13 protein-coding genes are annotated in these 21,514 nt (G+C 74.4%); 10 read left to right on the top strand and 3 right to left on the bottom strand.

Features of this window, described 5'->3' with window-relative positions; translation table 11 throughout:
- Window positions 1–9: 9 nt before the first annotated feature.
- A complete protein-coding gene (locus tag ACZ4VF_RS18450) occupies window positions 10–1,716 on the top strand; it encodes a glycerol-3-phosphate dehydrogenase/oxidase (protein ID WP_467927058.1) in 1,707 nt (568 codons plus the stop codon).
- A 66-nt stretch (window positions 1,717–1,782) separates the two neighbouring features.
- On the opposite strand, the gene ACZ4VF_RS18445 is transcribed toward ACZ4VF_RS18450, so the two are convergent.
- Window positions 1,783–2,100, bottom strand: a complete 318-nt coding sequence (locus tag ACZ4VF_RS18445) for a hypothetical protein (RefSeq protein ID WP_467927057.1) — start codon at window positions 2,098–2,100, stop codon at window positions 1,783–1,785.
- 1,154 nt (window positions 2,101–3,254) lie between these two features.
- On the opposite strand from ACZ4VF_RS18445, the gene ACZ4VF_RS18440 reads away from it, so the two are divergent.
- From ACZ4VF_RS18440 to ACZ4VF_RS18420, 5 genes are all read left to right on the top strand, one after another.
- On the top strand, window positions 3,255–5,306 hold the full coding sequence (locus tag ACZ4VF_RS18440) for a serine/threonine-protein kinase (RefSeq protein WP_467927056.1): 2,052 nt from the start codon (window positions 3,255–3,257) through the stop codon (window positions 5,304–5,306).
- Window positions 5,307–5,439: 133 nt separating this feature from the next.
- Window positions 5,440–8,169: a protein kinase gene (locus tag ACZ4VF_RS18435; protein WP_467927054.1), complete on the top strand. Its 2,730-nt coding sequence runs from the start codon at window positions 5,440–5,442 to the stop codon at window positions 8,167–8,169.
- A gap of 161 nt (window positions 8,170–8,330) precedes the next feature.
- On the top strand, window positions 8,331–10,157 hold the full coding sequence (locus ACZ4VF_RS18430) for a serine/threonine-protein kinase (protein ID WP_467927053.1): 1,827 nt from the start codon (window positions 8,331–8,333) through the stop codon (window positions 10,155–10,157).
- 116 nt (window positions 10,158–10,273) lie between these two features.
- Window positions 10,274–12,007, top strand: a complete 1,734-nt coding sequence (locus tag ACZ4VF_RS18425) for a serine/threonine-protein kinase (protein ID WP_467927051.1) — start codon at window positions 10,274–10,276, stop codon at window positions 12,005–12,007.
- A 53-nt stretch (window positions 12,008–12,060) separates the two neighbouring features.
- On the top strand, window positions 12,061–13,836 hold the full coding sequence (locus ACZ4VF_RS18420) for a serine/threonine-protein kinase (protein ID WP_467927050.1): 1,776 nt from the start codon (window positions 12,061–12,063) through the stop codon (window positions 13,834–13,836).
- On the opposite strand, the gene ACZ4VF_RS18415 is transcribed toward ACZ4VF_RS18420, so the two are convergent.
- Complete coding sequence (locus tag ACZ4VF_RS18415) at window positions 13,823–14,734, bottom strand: AraC family transcriptional regulator (RefSeq protein ID WP_467927049.1); 912 nt, start codon at window positions 14,732–14,734, stop codon at window positions 13,823–13,825. The genes ACZ4VF_RS18420 and ACZ4VF_RS18415 overlap by 14 nt on opposite strands.
- Window positions 14,735–14,805: 71 nt before the next feature.
- On the opposite strand from ACZ4VF_RS18415, the gene ACZ4VF_RS18410 reads away from it, so the two are divergent.
- The 4 genes from ACZ4VF_RS18410 (at window position 14,806) to ACZ4VF_RS18395 (ending at window position 20,415) form a co-directional block, all read left to right on the top strand.
- The gene (locus ACZ4VF_RS18410; protein WP_467927047.1) at window positions 14,806–15,708 is read left to right on the top strand and encodes an MBL fold metallo-hydrolase; all 903 of its coding nucleotides are present in this window, start codon (window positions 14,806–14,808) and stop codon (window positions 15,706–15,708) included.
- 68 nt (window positions 15,709–15,776) lie between these two features.
- The gene (locus tag ACZ4VF_RS18405) at window positions 15,777–16,778 is read left to right on the top strand and encodes a serine/threonine-protein kinase (RefSeq protein ID WP_467927046.1); all 1,002 of its coding nucleotides are present in this window, start codon (window positions 15,777–15,779) and stop codon (window positions 16,776–16,778) included.
- A gap of 147 nt (window positions 16,779–16,925) precedes the next feature.
- Window positions 16,926–18,539 (top strand): succinic semialdehyde dehydrogenase, encoded by a 1,614-nt coding sequence (locus ACZ4VF_RS18400; protein ID WP_467927045.1) that lies wholly within the window; start codon window positions 16,926–16,928, stop codon window positions 18,537–18,539.
- Window positions 18,540–18,609: 70 nt separating this feature from the next.
- Window positions 18,610–20,415 carry a GMC oxidoreductase gene (locus ACZ4VF_RS18395; RefSeq protein ID WP_467927043.1) on the top strand — a complete coding sequence of 602 codons (1,806 nt, stop codon included), beginning with the start codon at window positions 18,610–18,612 and terminating at the stop codon, window positions 20,413–20,415.
- Window positions 20,416–21,098: 683 nt separating this feature from the next.
- On the opposite strand, the gene ACZ4VF_RS18390 is transcribed toward ACZ4VF_RS18395, so the two are convergent.
- Complete coding sequence (locus ACZ4VF_RS18390; RefSeq protein WP_467927042.1) at window positions 21,099–21,476, bottom strand: chorismate mutase; 378 nt, start codon at window positions 21,474–21,476, stop codon at window positions 21,099–21,101.
- Between the last annotated feature and the right edge of the window lie 38 nt (window positions 21,477–21,514).

Genomic DNA, 21,514 nt, shown 5'->3' with positions numbered 1-21,514 from the left:
GAGGCAGCGGTGAGGACAGCGACTCTGGGGCCGGCGCAGCGCGCCGAGGCACTGGCGGCGATGGCGGAGCGCGAGCTGGACGTGCTGGTGGTCGGCGGCGGAGTGGTGGGTGCCGGCACCGCGCTGGACGCCGTCACCCGCGGTCTGTCCACCGGCCTGGTCGAGGCCCGCGACTGGGCGTCCGGCACCTCCAGCCGGTCCAGCAAGCTGATCCACGGCGGTCTGCGGTATCTGGAGATGCTCGACTTCGCCCTGGTCCGCGAGGCCCTCAAGGAGCGCGGCCTGCTCCTGGAACGCCTCGCCCCGCACCTGGTCAAACCGGTGCCGTTCCTCTACCCGCTCCAGCACAAGGGCTGGGAGCGGCTGTACGCGGGCTCGGGCGTCGCGCTGTACGACGCGATGTCGATGGCCCGCGGTCACGGCCGGGGCCTGCCGATACACCGGCACCTGAGCCGTCGTCACGCCCTGCGCGTCGCCCCCTGCCTGCGCAAGGACGCCCTGGTCGGCGCCCTGCAGTACTACGACGCCCAGATGGACGACGCCCGCTTCGTGGCCACCCTGGTGCGCACGGCGGCGTCCTACGGCGCGAAGGTGGCCAACCGTGCGCGCGTGACCGGGTTCCTGCGCGAGGGCGAGCGGGTCGTCGGTGCCCGGGTGCAGGACGTGGAGGCCGGCGGCGAGTACGAGATCCGCGCCCAGCAGATCGTCAACGCCACCGGCGTGTGGACCGACGACACCCAGGCCATGGTCGGTGAACGCGGGCAGTTCCACGTCCGCGCCTCCAAGGGCATCCACCTGGTCGTGCCCAAGGACCGCATCCACTCCACCACCGGCCTGATCCTGCGCACGGAGAAGTCCGTGCTGTTCGTCATCCCCTGGGGCCGGCACTGGATCGTCGGCACCACCGACACGGAGTGGGACCTGGACAAGGCCCACCCGGCGGCGTCCAGCGCCGACATCGACTATCTGCTGGAACACGTCAACTCGGTGCTCGCCGTGCCCCTCGCCCGCGACGACGTGCAGGGGGTGTACGCCGGGCTGCGCCCGCTGCTGGCCGGCGAGTCCGACGCCACCAGCAAGCTGTCCCGCGAGCACACGGTCGCCCATCCCGCGCCGGGTCTGGTGGTCGTGGCGGGCGGCAAGTACACGACCTACCGGGTGATGGCCAAGGACGCCGTCGACGAGGCGGTGCACGGCCTGGACATGCGCGTCGCCGACTGCGTGACCGAGGAGACCCCGCTGCTCGGCGCGGAGGGCTACCAGGCGCTGTGGAACGCGCGAGCGCGCATCGCCGCCCGTACCGGGCTGCACGTGGTCCGCGTGGAACACCTGCTGAACCGGTACGGCTCCATGGCCGAGGAGGTCCTGGACCTCATCGCCGCCGACCCCTCGCTCGGCGAGCCGCTGCACGCCGCCGACGACTATCTGCGCGCCGAGGTGGTGTACGCCGCCTCGCACGAGGGCGCCCGGCACCTGGACGACGTCCTCACCCGTCGTACCCGCATCTCCATCGAGACCTTCGACCGGGGCACCCGCAGCGCGCGTGAGGCGGCCGAGCTGATGGCACCCGTCCTCGGTTGGGGCAAGGACCAGATCGAGCGCGAGGTCGAGCACTACGAGAAGCGGGTGGAGGCCGAGCGGGAGTCCCAGCTCCAGCCGGACGACCAGACGGCGGACGCGGCCAGGCTGGGCGCGCCGGACATCGTGCCGCTGTAGGCACCGGGCCGACGTTCACTCGAACGAGTGGACGGTTCCGGGATCTCCGCTCGGACGCCGGTCGTTCTACCAGGTGCGGGCGCAGAACTCGGCGGCGAGCAGGGCCGGTTCGAAGCGGGGGACTGCGATCGCGTCCGTGTTCGCCCGGAAGGTGAGGACACGGCGGCCGTCGGCGGTGGCCGCGCTGCGCACGTAGCCGCCGGATATCCGGTCGTTGTGCCCCCACACGGTGGTGCCGCACGGCAGCTTCACCGGAAACAGCCCCATGCCGTACGAGCCGTGTGCGGCACGGGTGCCGAGCCTCTCGCGCAGCCGGCGCGGGAGCAGCGGCCGGCCGCCTGGCAGGGCCGCGTGGAAGCGGTCGAGGCCGGCCGGCGTGGTCACCAGCTCACTCGCCGCGCCGGCCACGTGCGGGCCGAGCCGGGTGACGTCGGATCCGTCGGCCGCGTAGGCCCGGCCGTGCGGGGAGGGCAGGGAACTACGGGCCCCGGGAAAGGAGGTACCCGTCAGACCCGGCGGAGCGATGAGACGGCGCTCGGCCTCGGTGGCGCCGGAGTGACGGTCACCTGGCGGACGACCAGGCCGAGCACGACGTAGTGGGTGCGGGAGCGCAAGGCGCGGCCCGGGCGGGCCGGAGGGAGGGGAAGAGCATGCGCAGGACCTGAAGCGCAGTCACGGGCGCCGTGGCGTGGGTGGTTTCGGTGAAGTCGGCCAGTCCGCCGGTGCGGGTGAGCGGGGCCCGCAGGGTGGTGCGCCGGCCGCCGGTGCCACGCCCGTGCGGCAGTCCCGGCAGGCGCTGCTCCACGGTGCGGGGCAGGGACAGCCGGTGTTCCGCGGTCGGCCGGAGCACGGCCGTCGCGAGGAAGGTCTTGGTGATGCTGTCGGCCCGGAGGCGGCCGGCGCGGGTGATGCCCCCGTCGTGCGGCCTGGTGGCGGAAGCGGACGCCGTCCACGCCGTCGCGCCGGGCCGGCAGGGCCGCGGCCGGTGCTCCGCCGCCGCTGCCCAGCAGCGGCAGGAACGAGTTCGTGGCGGCGACCTGGGAGGCGGCCGGGGCCGGCAGAGGGACAGCCGGTCTTCCGCGGTCGGCCGGAGCACGGCCGTCGCGAGGAAGGTCTTGGTGATGCTGTCGGCCCGGAGGCGGCCGGCGCGGGTGTTGCCCCCGTCGTGCGGCCTGGTGGCGGAAGCGGACGCCGTCCACGCCGTCGCGCCGGGCCGGCGGGGCCGCGGGCCGGTGCTCCGCCGTCGCTGACCAGCAGCGGCAGGAACGAGTTCCTGGCGGCGGCCGGGGAGGCGTCCCGGGAGGCGGTCGGGGCCGGCAGCGGGGCCGGAGACACCGGTATGGACAGGAGTGTCCGAAGCGTCGGCATCCCGGTTCCTCCCTTCTTGCGACCCATCATCCCGGTAAGCGGAACGCTCGCTTCAGAGTGGTTTCGCGGGCGCCGGGGCCGGGCTCCGGCCAGGGGCACCCTGGGCGCCGGGCACTTGTCGGGTGAGAGACAATGGAGGCTCTGTCAGGGCGGGTTGTATGAGGGGACGCATGTCGGAGGCGGAGCGGGCGGGTACATCTCGTCAGGAGACTCGTCAGGACAAGAGCGAGCGGCGTCTCCTCGCCGGGCGGTACCGGCTGGGAGACGTGCTGGGCCGAGGCGGCATGGGCACGGTCTGGCGGGCCGAGGACGAGACCCTGGGCCGGACGGTCGCCGTCAAGGAGCTGCGGTTCCCGTCGAACATCGACGAGGAGGAGAAGCGGCGCCTGATCACGCGCACCCTGCGCGAGGCCAAGGCGATCGCCCGGATCCGCAACAACAGCGCGGTGACGGTCTTCGACGTCGTCGACGAGGACGACCGGCCCTGGATCGTCATGGAGTTGGTCGAGGGCAAGTCCCTGGCCGAGGTCATCCGCGAGGACGGCCTGCTGGAGCCGAAGCGCGCCGCCGAGGTGGGGCTCGCCATCCTCGACGTGCTGCGCTCCGCACACCGGCAGGGCATCCTGCACCGGGACGTGAAGCCGTCCAACGTCCTCATCGCCGAGGACGGCCGGGTCGTGCTCACCGACTTCGGTATCGCGCAGGTCGAGGGCGACCCGTCCATCACCTCCACCGGCATGCTCGTCGGCGCCCCCTCCTACATCTCCCCGGAGCGCGCCCGCGGCCACAAGCCGGGCCCGGCGGCCGACCTCTGGTCGCTCGGCGGCCTGCTGTACGCGGCGGTCGAGGGCTCGCCGCCCTACGACAAGGGTTCGGCGATCGCCACGCTCACCGCGGTGATGACCGAGCAGTTGGAGGAGCCGAAGAACGCGGGACCGCTGCGGGACGTCATCTACGGCCTGCTGACGAAGGACCCGGCCCAGCGGCTCGACGACGCCGGGGCCCGGGCGATGCTCAACGCGGTCATCCACGCGCCGGAGCCGAAGCCGCTGGACGCCACGCAGGTGGTTCCGCTGCCGACGCAGTCCGGTGGACCAGAGGGCAGGCGGGGCGAGGAGGCCGGGGAGAAGCTGCGCGGGGCGCTGCGGTCGGTCCGCAAGGCGGCCGGGGCGGCCACCGGCGGGGCGACGGCCCGGGCGAAGAGCGGAAGCGGACCGGCCGCGCCGGGCGCGCCGGCCGCCGGGGGCGCGGCCTCCGGTGGGGCGCGGTCCGGTGCTCCCGGTGTCCCCGCCGGGCCTGCTGCCGGGGGTGGCGTGCGGTCGGAGGGCCCTGGCGCGGGCGCCGCCGGCGCGCCGAACTCCAGCGCGAACAAGGCCGCTTCCGGCTGGCCCGTGGTGCCGCCGCCGGACCTGGGCCTGCCGCCGCGGCCGGTGCCGAGGGCCCCGCTGACCGATGTGGTGCCCAAGCGCACGCTGGTGGTCATCGCCGTGCTCGTGGCGCTCGCGGTGCTCGGGACCGTGCTGGCCATCGCCCTGAACGGCGACGACAAGGGCGGTACGAGCGGGGACAAGGCCGTGAGCAGCGCCGGAGCGTCCACCAAGGAGGACAAGAAGGACACGGCGGGCGGCACGGACACCGGGAAGCGGACGGACGGCGCGACCTCGGCGTCCGTCGGCTCCGGTTCGGGCCCGGACGGCACGGCGAGCGCCGAGGCGAGCGGGTCCGGTGACGACTCCGACGCCGACTCCGAGTCGTCCGGCTCCTCCGGTTCGAAGGACGGCGGGAGCGCTCCGGCGGTCTCGACCCGCAAGGGTGCCCAGGGCTATTCGATCGGGCTGCCCAAGGGGTGGAAGTACCGCTCCGCCGGGGCCGCCGGCGACCGCTACACCGGGCCCGACGGACAGAAGCTGCTCGTCGCCTGGACCGGCACCCCCAAGGACGACCCGGTGGCGGACTGGAGGAGCCAGGAGCGCTACATGGTGCGCTCCCAGTACCACAGGATTCGTATCGAGAAGGTGGGCTACCGCGGCTGGAACACCGCCGACTGGGAGTTCACCTACACCGAGAGCGGCACCGGGTACCGCACGATCGACCGGGGCTTCGTGGTGAACGACCACCTCGGTTACGCGCTGATGTACACCGCGCGGAGCGCCGACTGGCACGACGATCTGCGCAAGGACACCTGGAAGACGCTGACGAAGTCCTTCCGGCCCAAGTCGTAGGCGCCGTGCGCCGGTTTGGTACGTGAGAATCCGTCATCCTCTCAATGCGGGTTGCCTCCGGCACGTATCGTGAAGGGTCGCGGACCGTACGCAGCGGCATGCGTGTGCGAAACGGACCGTGAGGCGATCGGGTATGACCAACCGGGCGGCCGGGGGAGGCACAGTGGACGACTACGCGGGTCGGGTGCTCGCCGACCGCTACCGCCTGCCGCTGCCGCCGTCCGACGAGTACGAACTCACCGAGACCCGAGCCTTCGACACCTACAGCGGCCAGGAGGTCCTCGTCCGGCAGGTGCCGTTGCCGGAGGTCGTCGAGGCCGAGGTGCTCGACGCGGACGGGCTCCCCGAAGGGTTCACCGCACGACAGCGCGGGTCCCGGCGCGCGCCGGAGAGCAGGGCCGCGACCCGGCAGCCCGCCGACCCGGCGGTGCGGCGTGCCGTGGAGGCCGCGCAGGCCGCCGCCCGCATTCCCGACCATCCCCGGCTGGACCAGGTCTTCGACGTGTTCGCCGAGGGCGGTTCGCTGTGGATCGTCAGCGAGCTGGTCGCCGCGCGCCCGCTGGCCGCCCTGCTCACCGAGGAGCCGCTGACGCCGTACCGGGCGGCCGAGGTCGCCTCCGACGTGCTCATGGCGCTCCGGGTGCTCCATGCCCACGGCTGGGTGCACCGCAACATCACCGTCCGCACCGTCCTGGTCTGCGACGACGGCCGCGTGATGCTGACCGGCCTGGCGGCCGGCGCGGCGGAGGAGGCGCTGAGCGGGTACGACCCGGTACCGGCGCCCGAAGACACGGTAGCGCCGGCGGGCCTGGACGGGCCGGGAGGGCCGGGGCCGGAAGCACCGGCCGGTGCGCGGGGACGGCCGGTGTCCGGTGGGCCGGGCGGGGGCGACGACCGCGACACGGACGCCGATCCCGAGGCCGCGCGTCGGGCCGCGATCCAGGCGCGGGCGGCCGGAGGGCTTCCGGCACCGGAGGCGCACGGCGCGTCCGGGGCGTCCGGCGCGGTAGGTGGAGCCGGTCCGGCGGGGCAGCCGGCCCTGGACAGCGATGCCGACGTCCGGGCCGCGCGCGCCGGGGCCATCGCCGCGTACCGGGCGGGCGCCCGCGCCGCCGCCCGGGTCCAGGAGGCCCGGCAGAGCGGGCGCCCCGCCCTGCCCGGCGCCCGTCCGCCCGCCCACGACGACACCGGCGACGACCGGCCCGAGGACACGGCACCGTCGTCGTATCCGCCGTACGGCGCGGAGGCCGGTGGCGCGCCGCCGCCCGGCCGGATAGCCGACCCCTACGGAGTGCGGGGCGCCCCGTGGCACGGCGCCGAGCGGCGCGGCGCCTCCGTCCCGCCCCCGGGCGGCGGTGCCCGGCGACCCGGTCTGCCCGCGGCCGGTCCCGGTGCCGGGCACGCGTCCGTGCCGGGGCAGGGATACGGCCCGGGGCGGACGCCGGAGGACGAGCCGGGCCGGTCCGGCCGGCAGCTGTCTCCCGGGACCGGACGCCAGGCCGCCGGACCGGCGCACCCCGAACTCGCTCCCGCACCCGTCCCGCCGGCCACCCCCGCGTCCGTCGTTCCGGCGCAGGCGGGCGGCCGGTGGGACGAGCCCGGTGCCGTGCGCCGCGGGCCCGGGACCGCGCTCGCCGCCGAGCGGGCGCGGCAGGTCCGGATGACCGTGGTGGGACCGGTGACCGAGCGCTGGGCGCCGGAGCAGGCCGGCCCCGTGCACGAGAACTGGCAGCTTGCGGCGCCCATCGGCCCGGCCACCGACCTGTGGGCGCTCGGCGCGCTGCTGTTCCGGGCCGTGCAGGGGCACGCCCCGTACCCGGAGGAGTCGACGGCCGAGCTGGTGCAGCTGGTGTGCGCCGAGCCGCCCGCCTTCGCCGAGGAGTGCGGGCCGCTGCGCCCGGTCGTGGAGTCGCTGCTGCGTCAGGACCCCACCGAGCGGCCGGACGTGGAGGAACTCAGCGGCTGGCTCCGGTCGCTGGTACGGTCCGCGCCCGAACCGGACGCCGGCACCCGTGTCGTCCCCGTCCCGCCCGCCGACCCGAGCCGGCTGCCGATCGTCCGGCGGCGCGGCGAGCTCGTGCGCCGGCGGCGCGCCGGGCTGCCCGCGGCCCATCCGCACGGCCGGCACAAGCGGGGCCGGGAGGGCTCCCGTTCGCCGCGCAGCCTCGGCCGGACCCTGCTCCTGCTGGTGCTGCTCCTGCTGGCCGGCGCGGTCGCGTACGCGATGCTCTTCATGCCCAAGCAGGGCGAGAACGGCGCAGCGAAAGGGGAACGCACGGGCAGTGCCGGGCAGGTGGACCCCGCGCCCTCGCACACCCGGCCGCCCTCCGGCGGGCCGAGCGCACCCGAGGGCGGTGCCACCGCCTCCGCGCCCGCCACCGAGACGCAGACCGGCGGGGACCCCGCCGTCCCCGACGGGTTCACGCTGCGCAAGGACCCGGACGGCTTCCGGGTCGCCGTCGCCGAGGGCTGGGACCGCACCCCGAAGAACGGCGACGGCCAGGTGGTCTACGGGCACGGGAACTTCGAGCTGATCGTCGTACCGGGCCGGGACGGCACGTCCGCCTACGGCAGCGACCCGATGGTCTACCAGCGGGACAAGGAGCGCGAACTCCAGCCGTACCGCGACTCCAGCTGGGCCACGGCCACCGGTCTGCGGACCATCGAGGTGGGCGGACGGACCATGGCCGAGGGGCAGTTCACCTGGACCGACGGACAGGGGCGGGACCTGTTCGTGCGCAACATGGCGCTCTTGCTGGACGGCCGTTACCACCTCCTCCAGGTGCGCGGTCCGGAGGCCGAGCGGGACGAGGTCACCCGGCTGTACGAGCAGGCGGTCGCGACGTATCGCTACACCGGTTGAGCAGCGCGTACAGGGGCGGGAGATGACCGGTCCGGTTCCCTTTCTCGCGTGGAAATGACCATCGTCACAGTGCGGTTTCCTTGGGACCCCGCTGGTTCCCAGCGAGCAGGGTGGTCCTTAGTCTGACCCTGTCAAGAGCATTGCGGGGCAACGTGAATCAGATGCAGGGCCTGCTCATAGCGGGCCGCTACCGGCTCGCCGACTCCATCGGCAGCGGCGGCATGGGCCGGGTGTGGCGCGCCCACGACGAGGTGCTGCACCGGAAGGTCGCCATCAAGGAGTTGACCGCCGCGCTCTACGTCAACGACAGCGACCGGGCCGTCCTGCTCGCCCGTACCCGGGCCGAGGCGCGGGCGGCCGCGCGCATCAACCACTCCGCCGTCGTCACCGTGCACGACGTGCTGGACCACGACGGCCGCCCGTGGATCGTGATGGAGCTGGTCGAGGGCGCCTCGCTGGCCGACACGGTGAAGCAGCGGGGCCGCGTCGAGCCACGGGAGGCCGCGCGCATCGGACTGTGGGTGCTGCGGGCGCTGCGCGCCGCGCACTCCGCCGGGGTGCTGCACCGGGACGTCAAGCCCGGCAACGTCCTGCTCGCCGACGACGGCCGGGTCCTGCTCACCGACTTCGGCATCGCCCAGATCGAGGGCGACACCACCATCACCCGCACCGGTGAGGTCGTCGGCTCGGTCGACTACCTCGCTCCCGAGCGGGTGCGCGGCCACGACCCCGGGCCGGCCTCCGACCTGTGGGCGCTGGGCGCCACGCTGTACACGGCGGTCGAAGGGCGCTCCCCGTTCCGGCGCACCTCACCGCTGAGCACCATGCAGGCGGTCGTCGAGGAGGAGGTGGACGAGCCGCGCCACGCCGGTCCGCTCACCCCGGTCATCGCCGCGCTGCTGCGCAAGGAACCGGCCCTGCGGCCGGGCGCGGAGGAGGCGGAGCAGATGCTCGCCGAGGCGGCGGAGGGCCGCCGGCCGCGCGCGGCACAGGCGTTCGTCCCCACCCAGGGCTCGGGCGTCCCCACCGGCCCGGGCGGGGGAACCGTCCCGGGCGCGCCCGGCCACGGCGGGTGGACTCCGGGCACCGGGTACGGTTCCGGTTCCGGTTCCGCGGCGCCGGTCGCCGGTTACGGCTCGGGCACACCGGGCGGTGGCCATGGCTCCGGCTCCGGTACGACGGGTGGAGGGTACGGCGCCTCCGCCTCCTACGGCTCCGGCCACGGTCCCGCCCCCGCCCCCTACGGCTCCCCGGCCGGTGCCGGTGCCGGCCATCCCGCGACCGGCCCCACCGCGGTGGCCCCGGCTGCCGGTGGGCCGGCGCCCGCCCGCCCCCGGCGCCGGCTGCGCACCCTCGTGCTCGTCGTCGCCGTGGCGGCCGTGCTCGGCGGAGCCGGAGCGGTGGCGATCCGGCAGTGGGGCGGACAGGACACCGGCTCGGGAAGCGGTACGAGTCCGGCTCCGGCGCCCGCCGACACCGAAGCGGCGGGAACGCAGGACGTGATCCCGGCGGGCTGGAGGACGTACAAGGACCCGCTCGGCTTCAGCCTCTCCCTGCCCCGGGGTTGGAAGCGCACGGTCTTCAGCGACAAGGACGCCCTCAAGCAGATCGACTACTCGCCCGACAACGGCAAGCATTTCGTCCGCATCGCCATCGACCGCTCGTCGGACTTCGTCGAGGCCCTCCCCCACCAGGAGGACCTGGAGCAGCAGCTCCGGACCCACGGGCTGGTCGACTACCGGCGCGTCACGATGAAGGAGAACCTCTACCGCGACCGCAAGGGCTCGCGGTGGGAGTACACCTGGACGGCGCTGAAGAAGGATCCGCCCTACGTGCCCGGGCCCCGCCACGCGGCCGAGGAGACGTACTTCTCGCGCCAGGGCACCGAGTACGCCCTGTACATCTCCTCGCCGGCCGAGGACTGGGCGACGACCAGCAAGCAGTTCACCTGGGTGCTGCGCAGCTGGAAGCAGCCGGACGAGGGCTGAACCGGCGCGGACGCCCGGCGAGTCGGCCGAGTCGGCCGAAAATGGCTGGCTGCGCGGGGTGTCTTGGCCGAGCGGTGCCCCGGAGGGCGGGCACGCGGTGCGGCATGATGGGGCGCATGGGGACCGAGGGAGCCGGCTTCCGGCTGATCGCGGGCCGTTACCGCCTGGAGGAACGCATCGGGCGCGGCGGCATGGGCGTCGTGTGGCGCGCGAGCGACCAGGTGCTGGGCCGTCAGGTGGCGGTCAAGGAACTCCTGTCGGACGACGCGCTCCCGGACGACGACGCGCGCCGCCGACGCGACCGTACGTTCCGCGAGGCCCGCGCGGTCTGCCAGTTGCGGCATCCGCACATCATCGTCGTGCACGACGTGGTGGAGCAGGACGAACGGCCGTACCTCGTCATGGAGTTGATCGACGGCTGCTCGCTCGCCGAACGCATCGACCGGCAGGGTCCCGCCGACGCCGTCGAGGCCGCGCGGATCGGTGTCGCCCTGCTCAGCGCGGTGCGCACCGCGCACGAGGCGGGCGTGCTGCACCGGGACATCAAGCCCGCGAACGTGCTGATCGAGTCCGGTACCGACCGGGTCGTGCTCACCGACTTCGGCATCGCGCAGGTCGAGGGCGCCACCACGCTCACCGAGACCGGTTCCTTCGTCGGCTCGCCCGAGTACACCGCGCCGGAGCGGATGTCCGGACTGCGCACCGGGCCGGAGTCCGACCTGTGGTCGCTGGGCGCGCTGCTGTGCACGGTGCTCAGCGGCGAGTCGCCGTTCCGGCGCGACTCGCTCGGCGGCATCCTGCACGCCGTCGTCGCCGACGACATCCGCCCGCCGTCCGAGGCCGAGCCGCTGCTGCCCGTCGTACGGGGCCTGCTGGAGCGCGACCCGGACCGGCGGCTGGACGCGGCGGACGCCGAGCGGATGCTGCGGACGTACCTGGAGACGGGCCGGACGCCGGACGCGCCGGGCGGTGACGGCCCGGCCGGAGCACACGGCGGCGGGCTCATCCACCGCATCGGCGCCGTCCGCGCCCCCAAGGCCCCGGCGCCGTACTCGCCGACCCAGCTGGACCTGCCGTACGGCGGACCCCCGCCGCCCGCCCCGGTCCGGACGCCGGCGGGCCCGGCCCCGGCGCGGTCGTCGCCGCGCGGGCTGCTCGTGGCGGCCCTGCTGGTCGCCGCGCTGGCCGGAGCCGGCGTCTCGGCCGCGGCGCTGCTGCTGCACCGGAACGGGGACGGGGGCGGCGGAACCCCGGGCGGCACGGCGACGGCCCCGGCCACCCGGACCGGCACCGGAGGGACGGCGCTGTCGCCCACCCCGACCGGCACCGGAGGGACGGCCCTGTCGCCCAGCCCGACCGGCACCCGGCCGTCGCCCACCTCCGGTACGGCCGGCTCGCACACCGCGCCCTCCGGTTACCGCACCGCCCGGGACCCGGCCGGCTTCTCCCTCGCCGTACCGGAGGGCTTCACCCGCAGCCCGCAGGGGCAGCGCGTCTTCTACCTCTCGCCGGGCGAGACCTTCCGCCTGGGCGTCCGGATCGGCGCGCCCCAGCCGGGCGGCCCCGAGGGAGCGATGAGCCGCTCGGCCGCCAGCGGGCCCTCCACCAACCCCGGTTACCACGACGGCCGGGTCATGCGGACCGCGCACGGCGGACACCCGGCCGCCCTGTGGGAGTTCAGCTGGGACGGCTTCAGCGCGGCGGAGGGCCCCCGGCACACCTTCGACCTGTGCTGGGAGGAGAACGGGCTGCTGTACGACGTGTGGGTGTCGGCGCCGGTCGGGCAGGTGCGGGAGGCGCGGGAGTACTTCGACGTGGCCGTCGACACGTTCTCCGTCACGGGTGTGTGACCGGTTCGCCCACCCGGTGGCTGCGGGCGCCGGGGGCGCGGTAGAGATGACGTATGAGCAGTGACGGGGGAGCCGGCCGCATGGCCGACGACACGACGAGTTTTGTTCTGCAACCACCGAGACCGCGCACGGATCCGCAGTCGAGCACGGATCCGCAGCCGCAGCCGCAGCCGCAGCCGCAGTGGCAGCCGCAGTGGCAGTCGCAGTCTGGGTCGCAGTCGCACCCGCCGTCTGAGTCGCAGTCGCAGTCGCAGTCGCAGTCGCACAGACACCCGTACCCGCAGTCAGGGCCGCACCCCCAGTCGGAGCCGGGGCCACAGCAGACGCCCGCCGCCGGGAACCCCGCCGACCCGGGCGCCGGCCGGCTCGTCGCGGGCCGCTACCGGCTGCTCGGCAAGCTGGGCCACGGCGGCATGGGCACGGTGTGGCGCGCCAAGGACGAGGTGGTGGACCGCGAGGTCGCCGTCAAGGAACCCCGCGTACCGGACCACCTTCCCGAACGGGAACGGGCCAACGCCTTCGAGCGGATGCGTCGCGAGGCCCGGGCGGCGGCCCGGCTCGACCATCCCGCCGTGGTGAACGTGCACGATGTCGCGGTCGTCGACGGCCGGCCCTGGATCGTGATGGAGCTGGTGCACGGCCGCACCCTCGGCAGCGTGCTGCGCGACGGCACGCTGGGCGCCCGGGAGGCCGCCCGGATCGGCCTGGAGGTGCTCGGCGCGCTGGAGGCGGCGCACGCGGCGGGCGTCCTGCACCGGGACGTCAAGCCGGAGAACATCCTGCTGGGCCGGCACGAGCGGGTGGTCCTCACCGACTTCGGCATCGCGCGGATCGAGGGTGACACGCGGCTGACGGACACCGGCGGCTTCGTGGGCTCACCGGAGTTCATCGCGCCGGAACGGGTTCTCGGGCAGCGGCCCGGCCCGGCGAGCGACCTGTGGTCCCTGGGCGTGGTGCTGTACACGGCCACGGAGGGCGTGTCGCCGTTCCGCCGCAGCAACACGCCGGCCACCCTCCAGTCCGTCCTCAACGCCGTCCCGGCCCCGCCCGCGTCCGCCTCCGGCCCGCTGGCCGAGGTCATCAACGGGCTGCTCCACAAGGATCCCGCGCACCGCCCGACGGCGGACCGGGTCCGCGCCCTGCTGACGCAGGCCGCCAACCCCCCGGCGCCCACCGCCCCCGCGGCGCCCCCGGCGCCCGCCCCCCGCTCCCGCCGTCGGCGCCGTGCGGCCTGGCTCGCGGCCGGTGCGGTCGTGGTCGCGGCGGCCGTCACCGCCTGCCTCCTCCTCGCCGACCCCTTCGCGGGTCCGTTGCCCGACGGCTGGCGGAAGCGGTCCGAGGCCAAGCTCGGCGCCACCCTCGCCGTCCCGGAGGGCTACCAGACCGGCCGGCCGGACAAGGACGACAGCGACCAGGACTGGGTGGTGTACTACGACTGGAGCGAGAGCGTCTGGATCCGGCTGCACCTGGACCGGAAGTCCGAGGACTCCTCGGACCGGATCAAGTCCAGCGCCCGGGCCCAGATGTACGACGACAACGAGAAGTTCAAGAGCCAGGGCGATTACACCCTCCACATGGGGAAGGCCACCAAGACGGTCCCGGACGCGAACGCCACCTACGACGGCCGCCAGGCCGCGGGGAACACCGTCACCTACCGGTCCGACACCACGCATGCCATCCCGTGCGAAATGCGCATCTTCTACTACCGCACCCGGTCCGGCGACATGTACGAACTGGCCGTCGGCTACCCGGGCAAGGGGGACTTCACCGCCCACGGCCGTGAGGTGGCCAAGGCGGCCATCGCCCACCTGGAGATCACGAAGCCCTGAGCGCCCGGTAACGGCCCGGGGTGATCCCGAACTCCCGGCTGAACGCGTGCGACAGGGCGTACGGGCTGCCGTACCCCGCCTCGCGGGCCACCGCCGCGAGCGGCGCGTCCGTCTCGCGCAGCCGGGTCGCCGCGAGCGTCAGCCGCCACCAGGTCAGGTACGCCATCGGGGGCCGGCCGACCAGGGCGGTGAAGCGCCGGGCCAGGGTGGCCCGGGAGACGCCCGCCTCGGCGGCCAGGCGGCCGGCCGTCCAGGGGGCCGCCGGATCGGAGTGCAGGGCGCGCAGTGCGGCCGTGGTCACCGGGTCGTTCAGCACCGCCGGCCAGGCGCCCGTCCCGCCCTCGGCCATCCACGCCCGGACCAGGTAGACCAGCAGCAGGTCCAGCAGGCTCGGCAGGGCGAGGCAGCCGCCCGGGCGACGTTCCGCCAGCTCCCGCGCCAGCAGGTCGACGGCCGCGCGCAGTTCCGGGTGGCCGCCGACCCGGTGCGGGAGGTGCACCACCTGCGGAAGTTCCGCCATCAGCGGGTGCGTACGGCTGCGGTCGAGCCGGTACTTGCCGCAGAGCAACTCCACCCCGGGGCCGGACCCCGCGCCTGGTACGCCCGTCACCCGTACCTCCTCGAAGGGCACCGCCCGCCGCACCTCGGCCGGTTCCGCCGCCGCGTGCGCCAGCACGTGCCCCGCGCCGTGCGGAAGCAGCACCACGTCCCCCGGGCCGAGCGCCACCGGCGCGCCGTCCCCGTCCGGCACGAGCAGACAGGAGCCGCTCAGCACGACGTGGAAGCCCGCCCCCTCGTACGGAGCGAGCCGGACGCACCACGTGCCGGCCACCCGCAGCCGGTCCGAGGAGGGGCTGCCCACGCGGACCGCGGCGATCGCGTCACTGACCACATCCATGAGACGACAGCGTATCGGAATGCGCCGATCGAGCATTGGAACGCTCGCCGCCGGCTCCTAGGGTCCTGGACATGACTGATGACCGTGTACAGCGTTTCCTGGTCGGTGACGTCGAGGTGCTCCGCATCGTCGAGTGGCAGGGGCCCTACGTGCCCGCCGCCGACCTGGTGCCGGAGTGCGGGCCGGAGGTGTGGGACGCCCACGCGGCCCAGCTCGTCCCCGAGCACCGGGAGGCGGACGGGGACCGGGCCGTGGTGGCGCTCCAGACCTGGGTGCTGCGGACCGGCGGACGGACCGTGCTGGTCGACACCGGCGTCGGCGACGGCCGCGAACGCCCCGGGAATCCGCTCTTCCACCGGCGGCAGGGCGACTTCCTGGGCCGGCTGGAGCGGGCGGGCGTCCGGCCGGAGGACGTCGACATCGTGGTCAACACCCATCTGCACGCCGACCACGTCGGCTGGAACACCGTGGACGCCGGCGGCGAGTGGGTGCCCGCCTTCCCGCACGCCCGCTATCTCCTCCCGGCCGCCGACGACCACCACTTCGGCCCGGCGGGCGGCTACGCGGGCGGCGCCCGTCCCGTGGACCGGCTGGTCTACGAGGACAGCGTCGCGCCCGTGCACCGGGCCGGGCAGGCGGTGCTGTGGGAGGACACCCACCGGATCGACGGCCACCTCGTGCTGGAGGCGGCCCCCGGACACACCCCGGGCTCCGCCGTGCTGCGCGTGGAGTCCGGCGGGGAACGGGCCGTGTTCGTCGGCGACCTGCTGCACAGCCCGGTGCAGGTCCTGCGGCCCGAGTGCAGCAGCTGCTTCTGCCTCGACCCGGCGCAGGCCGCCCGGACCCGGCGCCGGGTGCTGGAACAGGCGGCCGACGAGCGGGCGTTGGTCGTGCCGGCCCACTTCGGCGGGGCCGGTGCCGTGGAGGTGCGCCGGGCGTCGCACGGTTTCGGCCTGCACCGCTGGGCCGCCTGACGCCCCGTCGCCGCCCCGCCCCTGCGCCCGCTTCGACAAGGAAGCGGTGCGCACGGTACTCATGGGACATGACCGAAGACGGCGAACACCCGCCCGACGCACGTCTGATCGGCGGCCGTTACCGGCTGACCGGGCGTCTGGGGTCCGGGCCGGCCGGGACCGTGTGGCGTGCCCGGGACGAGCAGGAGGAGGCGCTGGTCGCCGTCAAGGAGCCGCTGCTGCCCGGCGACCCGGCCGACGACGAGGAGAGCCGGCGTATCGCGCACCGGCTGCACCACGAGGCCCGGGCCGCCACCCGGGTGCGGCACCCCTCGGCCGTGACCGTGTACGACGTCGTCACCGAGGGCGGCCTCCCCTGGATCGTCATGGAGCTGGTGTCCGGCGAGTCCCTGCGCGAGGTGCTGGAACGCGGGCCGGTGCCGGCCGCCGAGGCCGCGCGCATCGGGCTCGCGGTGCTGGGCGCGCTGCGCGCCGCGCACGCCGTCGGGATCGTGCACCGGGACGTCAAGCCGGCCAACGTCCTGCTGGAGTCCGGCACCGGGCGGGTCGTCCTCACCGACTTCGGGATCGGCGACGGACACGCGCAGGACGCGCCCCCCGGCTTCGTCGCGCCGGAGGTGGCGGCGGGGCCCGGCGCCGGCCCGGCCTGCGACCTGTGGTCCCTGGGCGCGTTGCTGCGTGCCGCCGTGGGGGACGCCGACCCCGGCGCACCGGGGTCGCTGGGTCCGCTGCTGGACCGGCTCCAGGCCGACGATCCGGCGGCGCGGCCGGACGCGGCGGAGGTGGAGGCCGTACTCCGCGCCCACCCGGGGCTCACCGACGTACCGGAACCGGCGCACGGCCCGGCCGCCGACCCGCTCCCCGAGCCCCCGCGCGACCCCGGGTCCCCGGCCGCCGACCCGCTCCCCGTGACCGAGCGGGATCCCGGGTCCCCGGCCGCCGATCCGCTCCCCGAGCCCGGCCCGCCGGCCGCCGGCGCGCTCCCCGCGTCGCCGCCCCCGCCGGCACCCCGCCGCACCCCTCTCACCGCCCTCGGTCTCCTCCTCGCCAGGAAATCCGAGGCCGACTGATCGCCCGGCCATGCCGACCTCCCCGCTCTTCTCAACACGCTGATCAGCGCATTTGCTGCCAGTGATCGCTGGCAGTGTGTGAGCGGTCCGTGAATCCCCGTTACCGACGGGTACACAAAGGCTCCGCCGCGGCATACCCTGCGCGTCATGACGGACACGCAGGCCCCGGACATCGCCGGTACCAACCCGCTCGCGCCCGCCCCCGAAGGCGTCCGCACCGCCGCCGACGTGGTGACCCCGGAGCTGGTGGCCCAGCTCACCAAGGGCATCGCCGGCTCCGGCCGCACCGCCAACCACACCCCGTTCACCGGCGAGAAGCTGGCCGACCTGCCCGAGTCCACCCCGGAGGACGTCGGCAAGGCCTTCGAGGCGGCCCGCGCCGCCCAGGCCGTGTGGGAGAAGACCCCGGTCCGGCAGCGGGCCGCCGTCCTGCTCCGCTTCCACGACCTGGTGCTCCAGCGGCAGGCCGAGGTCCTCGACCTGATCCAGCTGGAGACCGGCAAGGCCCGCCTGCACGCGCACGAGGAGGTGCAGGCCGTCGCCGTCGCGGCCCGCCACTACGGTCGCCGGGCCGCCGTCTACCTGAAGCCCAAGCGGCACACGGGCGCCATACCCGCCCTGACGAAGGTCACCGAACTCCGCCACCCCCGCGGGGTCGTGGGTCAGATCGCCCCCTGGAACTACCCGCTGGAGCTGTCCGTCGGCGACGCCCTGCCCGCCTTCGCCGCCGGCAACGCCGTCGTGATGAAGCCGGACACGGAGACCTGCCTCACCGCCCTGTGGGCCCGCGACCTGCTCGTCGAGGCCGGACTGCCCGAGGACGTCTTCCAGGTCGTGCTCGGCGACGGCCCGGTCGTCGGCCCCGAGCTCGTCAGGCACGCCGACTACGTCTCCTTCACCGGCTCCACCCGCACCGGCCGCGAGGTCGCCGTCGGCGCCGCCTCCCGTCTGGTCGGCGTGTCCCTCGAACTCGGCGGCAAGAACGCCATGCTGGTCCTGGACGACGCCGACATCGAGAAGGCCGCCGCCGGCGCCGTCCGCGCCTGCTTCTCCTCCGCCGGCCAGCTCTGCATCTCCATCGAGCGGCTCTACGTCCACGAGTCCGTCGCCGACGCCTTCCTGGAGCGCTTCGCCGCCCGCACCCGGGCCATGCGCCTCGGCAACTCCCTCGCCTACGGCGCCGACATGGGCTCGCTGGTCGGCGAACGCCAGCTGACGACCGTGCGGCGGCACGTCGAGGAGGCCGTGGCCAAGGGCGCGAAGGTGATCGCGGGCGGTGTCGCCCGGTCGGACATCGGCCCCTACTTCTTCGAGCCGACCATCCTGGACGGCGTCGAGTCCTCCATGTCCGTGTGCGAGGAGGAGACCTTCGGCCCCGTCGTCTCCGTCTACCGCTTCCGCAGCGACGACGAGGCGGTCGAGCGCGCCAACGGCACGCCGTACGGCCTGAACTCCTCCGTCTGGACCACGAACGCCCGCCGCGGCCGGGACGTCGCCGCCCGCCTGCGCACCGGCACCGTCAACGTCAACGAGGGCTACGCGCCCGCCTACGGCAGCGTCCAGTCCCCGATGGGCGGCATGAAGGACTCCGGCCTCGGCCGCCGGCACGGCGCCGAGGGCATCCTCAAGTACACCGAGGCCCAGACGGTGGCCCAGCAGCGGCTGCTGCCGATGGCGCCCTCGCTGGGCATGACGGACGAGAAGTACGCCCAGTTCATGAGCACGAGTCTGCGGCTCATGAAGGCCTTCCGGTTCCGCTAGGCATCCCGGTTCCGCCGGGCATGGCGCCGGAACCCTGTTCGCAAACACCCGTTCTCGACGAGGAGAGCACGTGTCGCAGGAGAAGTCTGTCCAGACCCGGGACGAGGACGGGTACGACTACGACGTCATCGTCGTCGGATCGGGGTTCGGCGGTTCGGTGTCCGCCCTGCGCCTGACCGAGAAGGGGTACCGGGTCGGGGTGCTCGAAGCAGGCCGCCGCTTCACCCGCTCGTCGCTGCCCAGGAACTCCTGGGACCTGAGGAACTACCTCTGGGCCCCGAAGCTGGGCATGTTCGGCCTCCAGCGCATCCACCTGCTGGGCAACGTCATGGTGCTGGCCGGCGCGGGTGTCGGCGGCGGCTCGCTCAACTACGCCAACACCCTCTACGTGCCGCCGAAACCCTTCTTCGAGGACCCCCAGTGGCGGCACATCACCGACTGGCAGGAGGAGTTGAAGCCGTACTACGACCAGGCCCGGCGCATGCTCGGCGTCCGGCTCAACCCCACCATGACCCCCTCCGACGTCCACCTGAAGGCGGCGGCCCAGCGGATGGGCGTCGGCGACACCTTCCACCTCGCACCGGTGGGCGTCTTCTTCGGCGACGGCAAGGACGCCGACGGGAAGACGAAGGCACGGCCCGGCGAGCAGGTGAACGACCCGTACTTCGGCGGGGCCGGCCCCGACCGCAGGGCCTGCACCGAGTGCGGCGAGTGCATGACCGGCTGCCGGCACGGCGCGAAGAACACCCTCAACGAGAACTACCTGTACCTCGCCGAGAAGGCGGGTGCGGTCGTCCACCCGATGACGACCGTCGTGTCCGTCACCGACGACTCGCGGGGCGGCTACGCGGTGGCGACCCTGCCGACGGACCGGAGGAAGAAGGGCGAGGGCCGGCTCTTCACCGCCCGCCGGGTGGTCCTGGCCGCCGGCACCTACGGCACCCAGACCCTGCTGCACCGGATGAAGGCCGGCGGCCAGCTGCCGTACCTGTCCGCCCGGCTCGGCGACCTGACCCGTACCAACTCCGAGGCGCTGGTCGGTGCGCAGACCGACGACCGCCGCTACCGCAGGGCGACCGGCGCGCCGCGCGCCGACTTCACGCGCGGCGTCGCCATCACGTCCTCGATCCACCCGGACGAGAACACCCACATCGAGCCGGTCCGCTACGGCAAGGGCTCCAACTCGATGGGCGGCCTGTCCATCCTCCAGGTGCCCTACGCCGAGGGCTCCTCCCGCGTCCTCGCCTGGCTGGCGAACGCGGCCCGGCACCCGATGCTGGTCGCCCGCTCGCTGTCCAACCGGCGCTGGTCGGAGCGGACCATCATCGGCCTGGTCATGCAGTCCCTGGACAACTCGCTGACCACCTATCTGAAGCCCGGCGGCGTCGGCAAGGGCCTGCTGACCGCGCGGCAGGGGCACGGCGCCCCCAATCCCAAGCAGATCAAGGCCGCCACCGAGGCCGCGTCCGCGCTCGCCGCCGAGATCAACGGCTTCGCGGGCAGCAACGTCGGCGAGCTGATGGGCACCCCGCTCACCGCGCACTTCCTCGGCGGCTGCCCCATCGGCGACTCCCCGGAGACGGGCGTGATCGACCCGTACCACCGGCTCCACGGCCACCCCGGCATCTCGGTCGTGGACGGCGCCGCGGTCTCGGCGAACCTGGGGGTGAACCCGTCGCTGACGATCACCGCGCAGGCCGAGCGGGCGATGTCGTTCTGGCCGAACAAGGGCGAGGAGGACCCGCGGCCGGCGCCGGGAGCGGCGTACGAGCGGCTGAAGCCGGTGGAGCCCCGGACCCCGGCGGTCCCGGCGGACGCGTTCGGCGCGCTGCGGCTGCCGTTCCTGGGGATGCCGGCGATACCGCCGAAGAAGTGACCGTCGAAGAAGTGACCACGAAGAAGTGACCGCCGGATCGGACGATGCCGAGGGACCTGCATCCCCCTCCGAAGGCAGGTCCCTCACACCGTTTACCGATCCGGCAGGTTTGATCAGCGAAAAGCGTGAAGGGTTGCTTCGGACGCCCCGGAATCTCATGTGAGGCGAGTCACATCGACGGGGGAGTGCGGGTCCCGGGCCTGACCGGGGCCGCGGGCAGGACGACGGATGACGCGGCACGGCGGGGCATGACGGGGCATGACGGGGGCATGACGCGGCACGGCGGGGACGCGGGAATGACGAAGGGCCCCGCGGGGCGGAGAGGCCGCAGGGCCCTTCTCTCGGTCAGCACCGGCGTCAGGGCAGCGCCGGTGCCCGGGAGCGGCGCCGGGGGTTGCGCCGCTTGTTCGTGTGCCCTGTGGCCTGTCTGCAGTTTTCCGCCGGCCGGCCCCGGGCGTCCCCGGAGCCGGCCGTTCTCTTGGGTGACCGGGCTGCTGTCCCCTGCCGTCCGGTCACTTCCTGGAGCGAGGTCCCACGGCGTGCGGCACGACCCGTACGCCTCATCGCTCCAGCGAGCCACGCGTGGTTCTCTCGGGCCCGCCCCTGGCTGGCACGGACACCCCCCTCAACGAAGCGACGCGCGGGCCGGTCACGGCGCCGTACGGGTGAGAACGGGGTCGAACTCAGATCCGGCCCCGGCTCAGCTCCAGCAGGGTCATGGCGAGGGCGGTGCCGGGCTTGCCGAGGGCGTCCCGGTAGCGGGCGAGGATCTCCATCTCGCGGGAGAGGTGCACCCGGCGGCCGCCGGAGGCGATCCGGGCCTGCTGGACGACGGCGGAGACGGCCATCCGCTCCTGGACGAGGCCGATGATCCGGTCGTCGAGCGCGTCGATGCGCTCACGGGCACCGGCGATGACCGCTTCCGGGGCGATGGCCGTCTCCGGGGCGGTGACCGTTTCCGGGCCGGTGCCGGGTGCGGTCTCCCGTGCGGTCCGTGAGGCGGTCCGCGGTGCGGTCCGGTGCGCGCTGTGCGGTGCGGTCTCCGGCACGGTGGTGCTCATGTGGGGCTCCTCGGTGTGGTGGGTGCCCCGGAACGGCA

This window comes from Streptomyces sp. NPDC029151 (genome assembly GCF_055564315.1).
The sequence above is the reverse complement of the archived record's forward strand: the minus strand, read 5'-3'. Positions and strand labels throughout refer to the sequence as shown.

Coding starts and splice junctions, on each gene's coding strand:
- ACZ4VF_RS18425 (WP_467927051.1), top strand. CDS start 10,274: ATGGGGACCGAGGGAGCCGGCTTCCGGCTGATCGCGGGCCGTTACCGC.
- ACZ4VF_RS18400 (WP_467927045.1), top strand. CDS start 16,926: ATGACGGACACGCAGGCCCCGGACATCGCCGGTACCAACCCGCTCGCG.
- ACZ4VF_RS18405 (WP_467927046.1), top strand. CDS start 15,777: ATGACCGAAGACGGCGAACACCCGCCCGACGCACGTCTGATCGGCGGC.
- ACZ4VF_RS18440 (WP_467927056.1), top strand. CDS start 3,255: ATGTCGGAGGCGGAGCGGGCGGGTACATCTCGTCAGGAGACTCGTCAG.
- ACZ4VF_RS18420 (WP_467927050.1), top strand. CDS start 12,061: ATGAGCAGTGACGGGGGAGCCGGCCGCATGGCCGACGACACGACGAGT.
- ACZ4VF_RS18430 (WP_467927053.1), top strand. CDS start 8,331: ATGCAGGGCCTGCTCATAGCGGGCCGCTACCGGCTCGCCGACTCCATC.
- ACZ4VF_RS18410 (WP_467927047.1), top strand. CDS start 14,806: ATGACTGATGACCGTGTACAGCGTTTCCTGGTCGGTGACGTCGAGGTG.
- ACZ4VF_RS18390 (WP_467927042.1), bottom strand. CDS start 21,476: ATGAGCACCACCGTGCCGGAGACCGCACCGCACAGCGCGCACCGGACC.
- ACZ4VF_RS18435 (WP_467927054.1), top strand. CDS start 5,440: ATGACCAACCGGGCGGCCGGGGGAGGCACAGTGGACGACTACGCGGGT.
- ACZ4VF_RS18415 (WP_467927049.1), bottom strand. CDS start 14,734: ATGGATGTGGTCAGTGACGCGATCGCCGCGGTCCGCGTGGGCAGCCCC.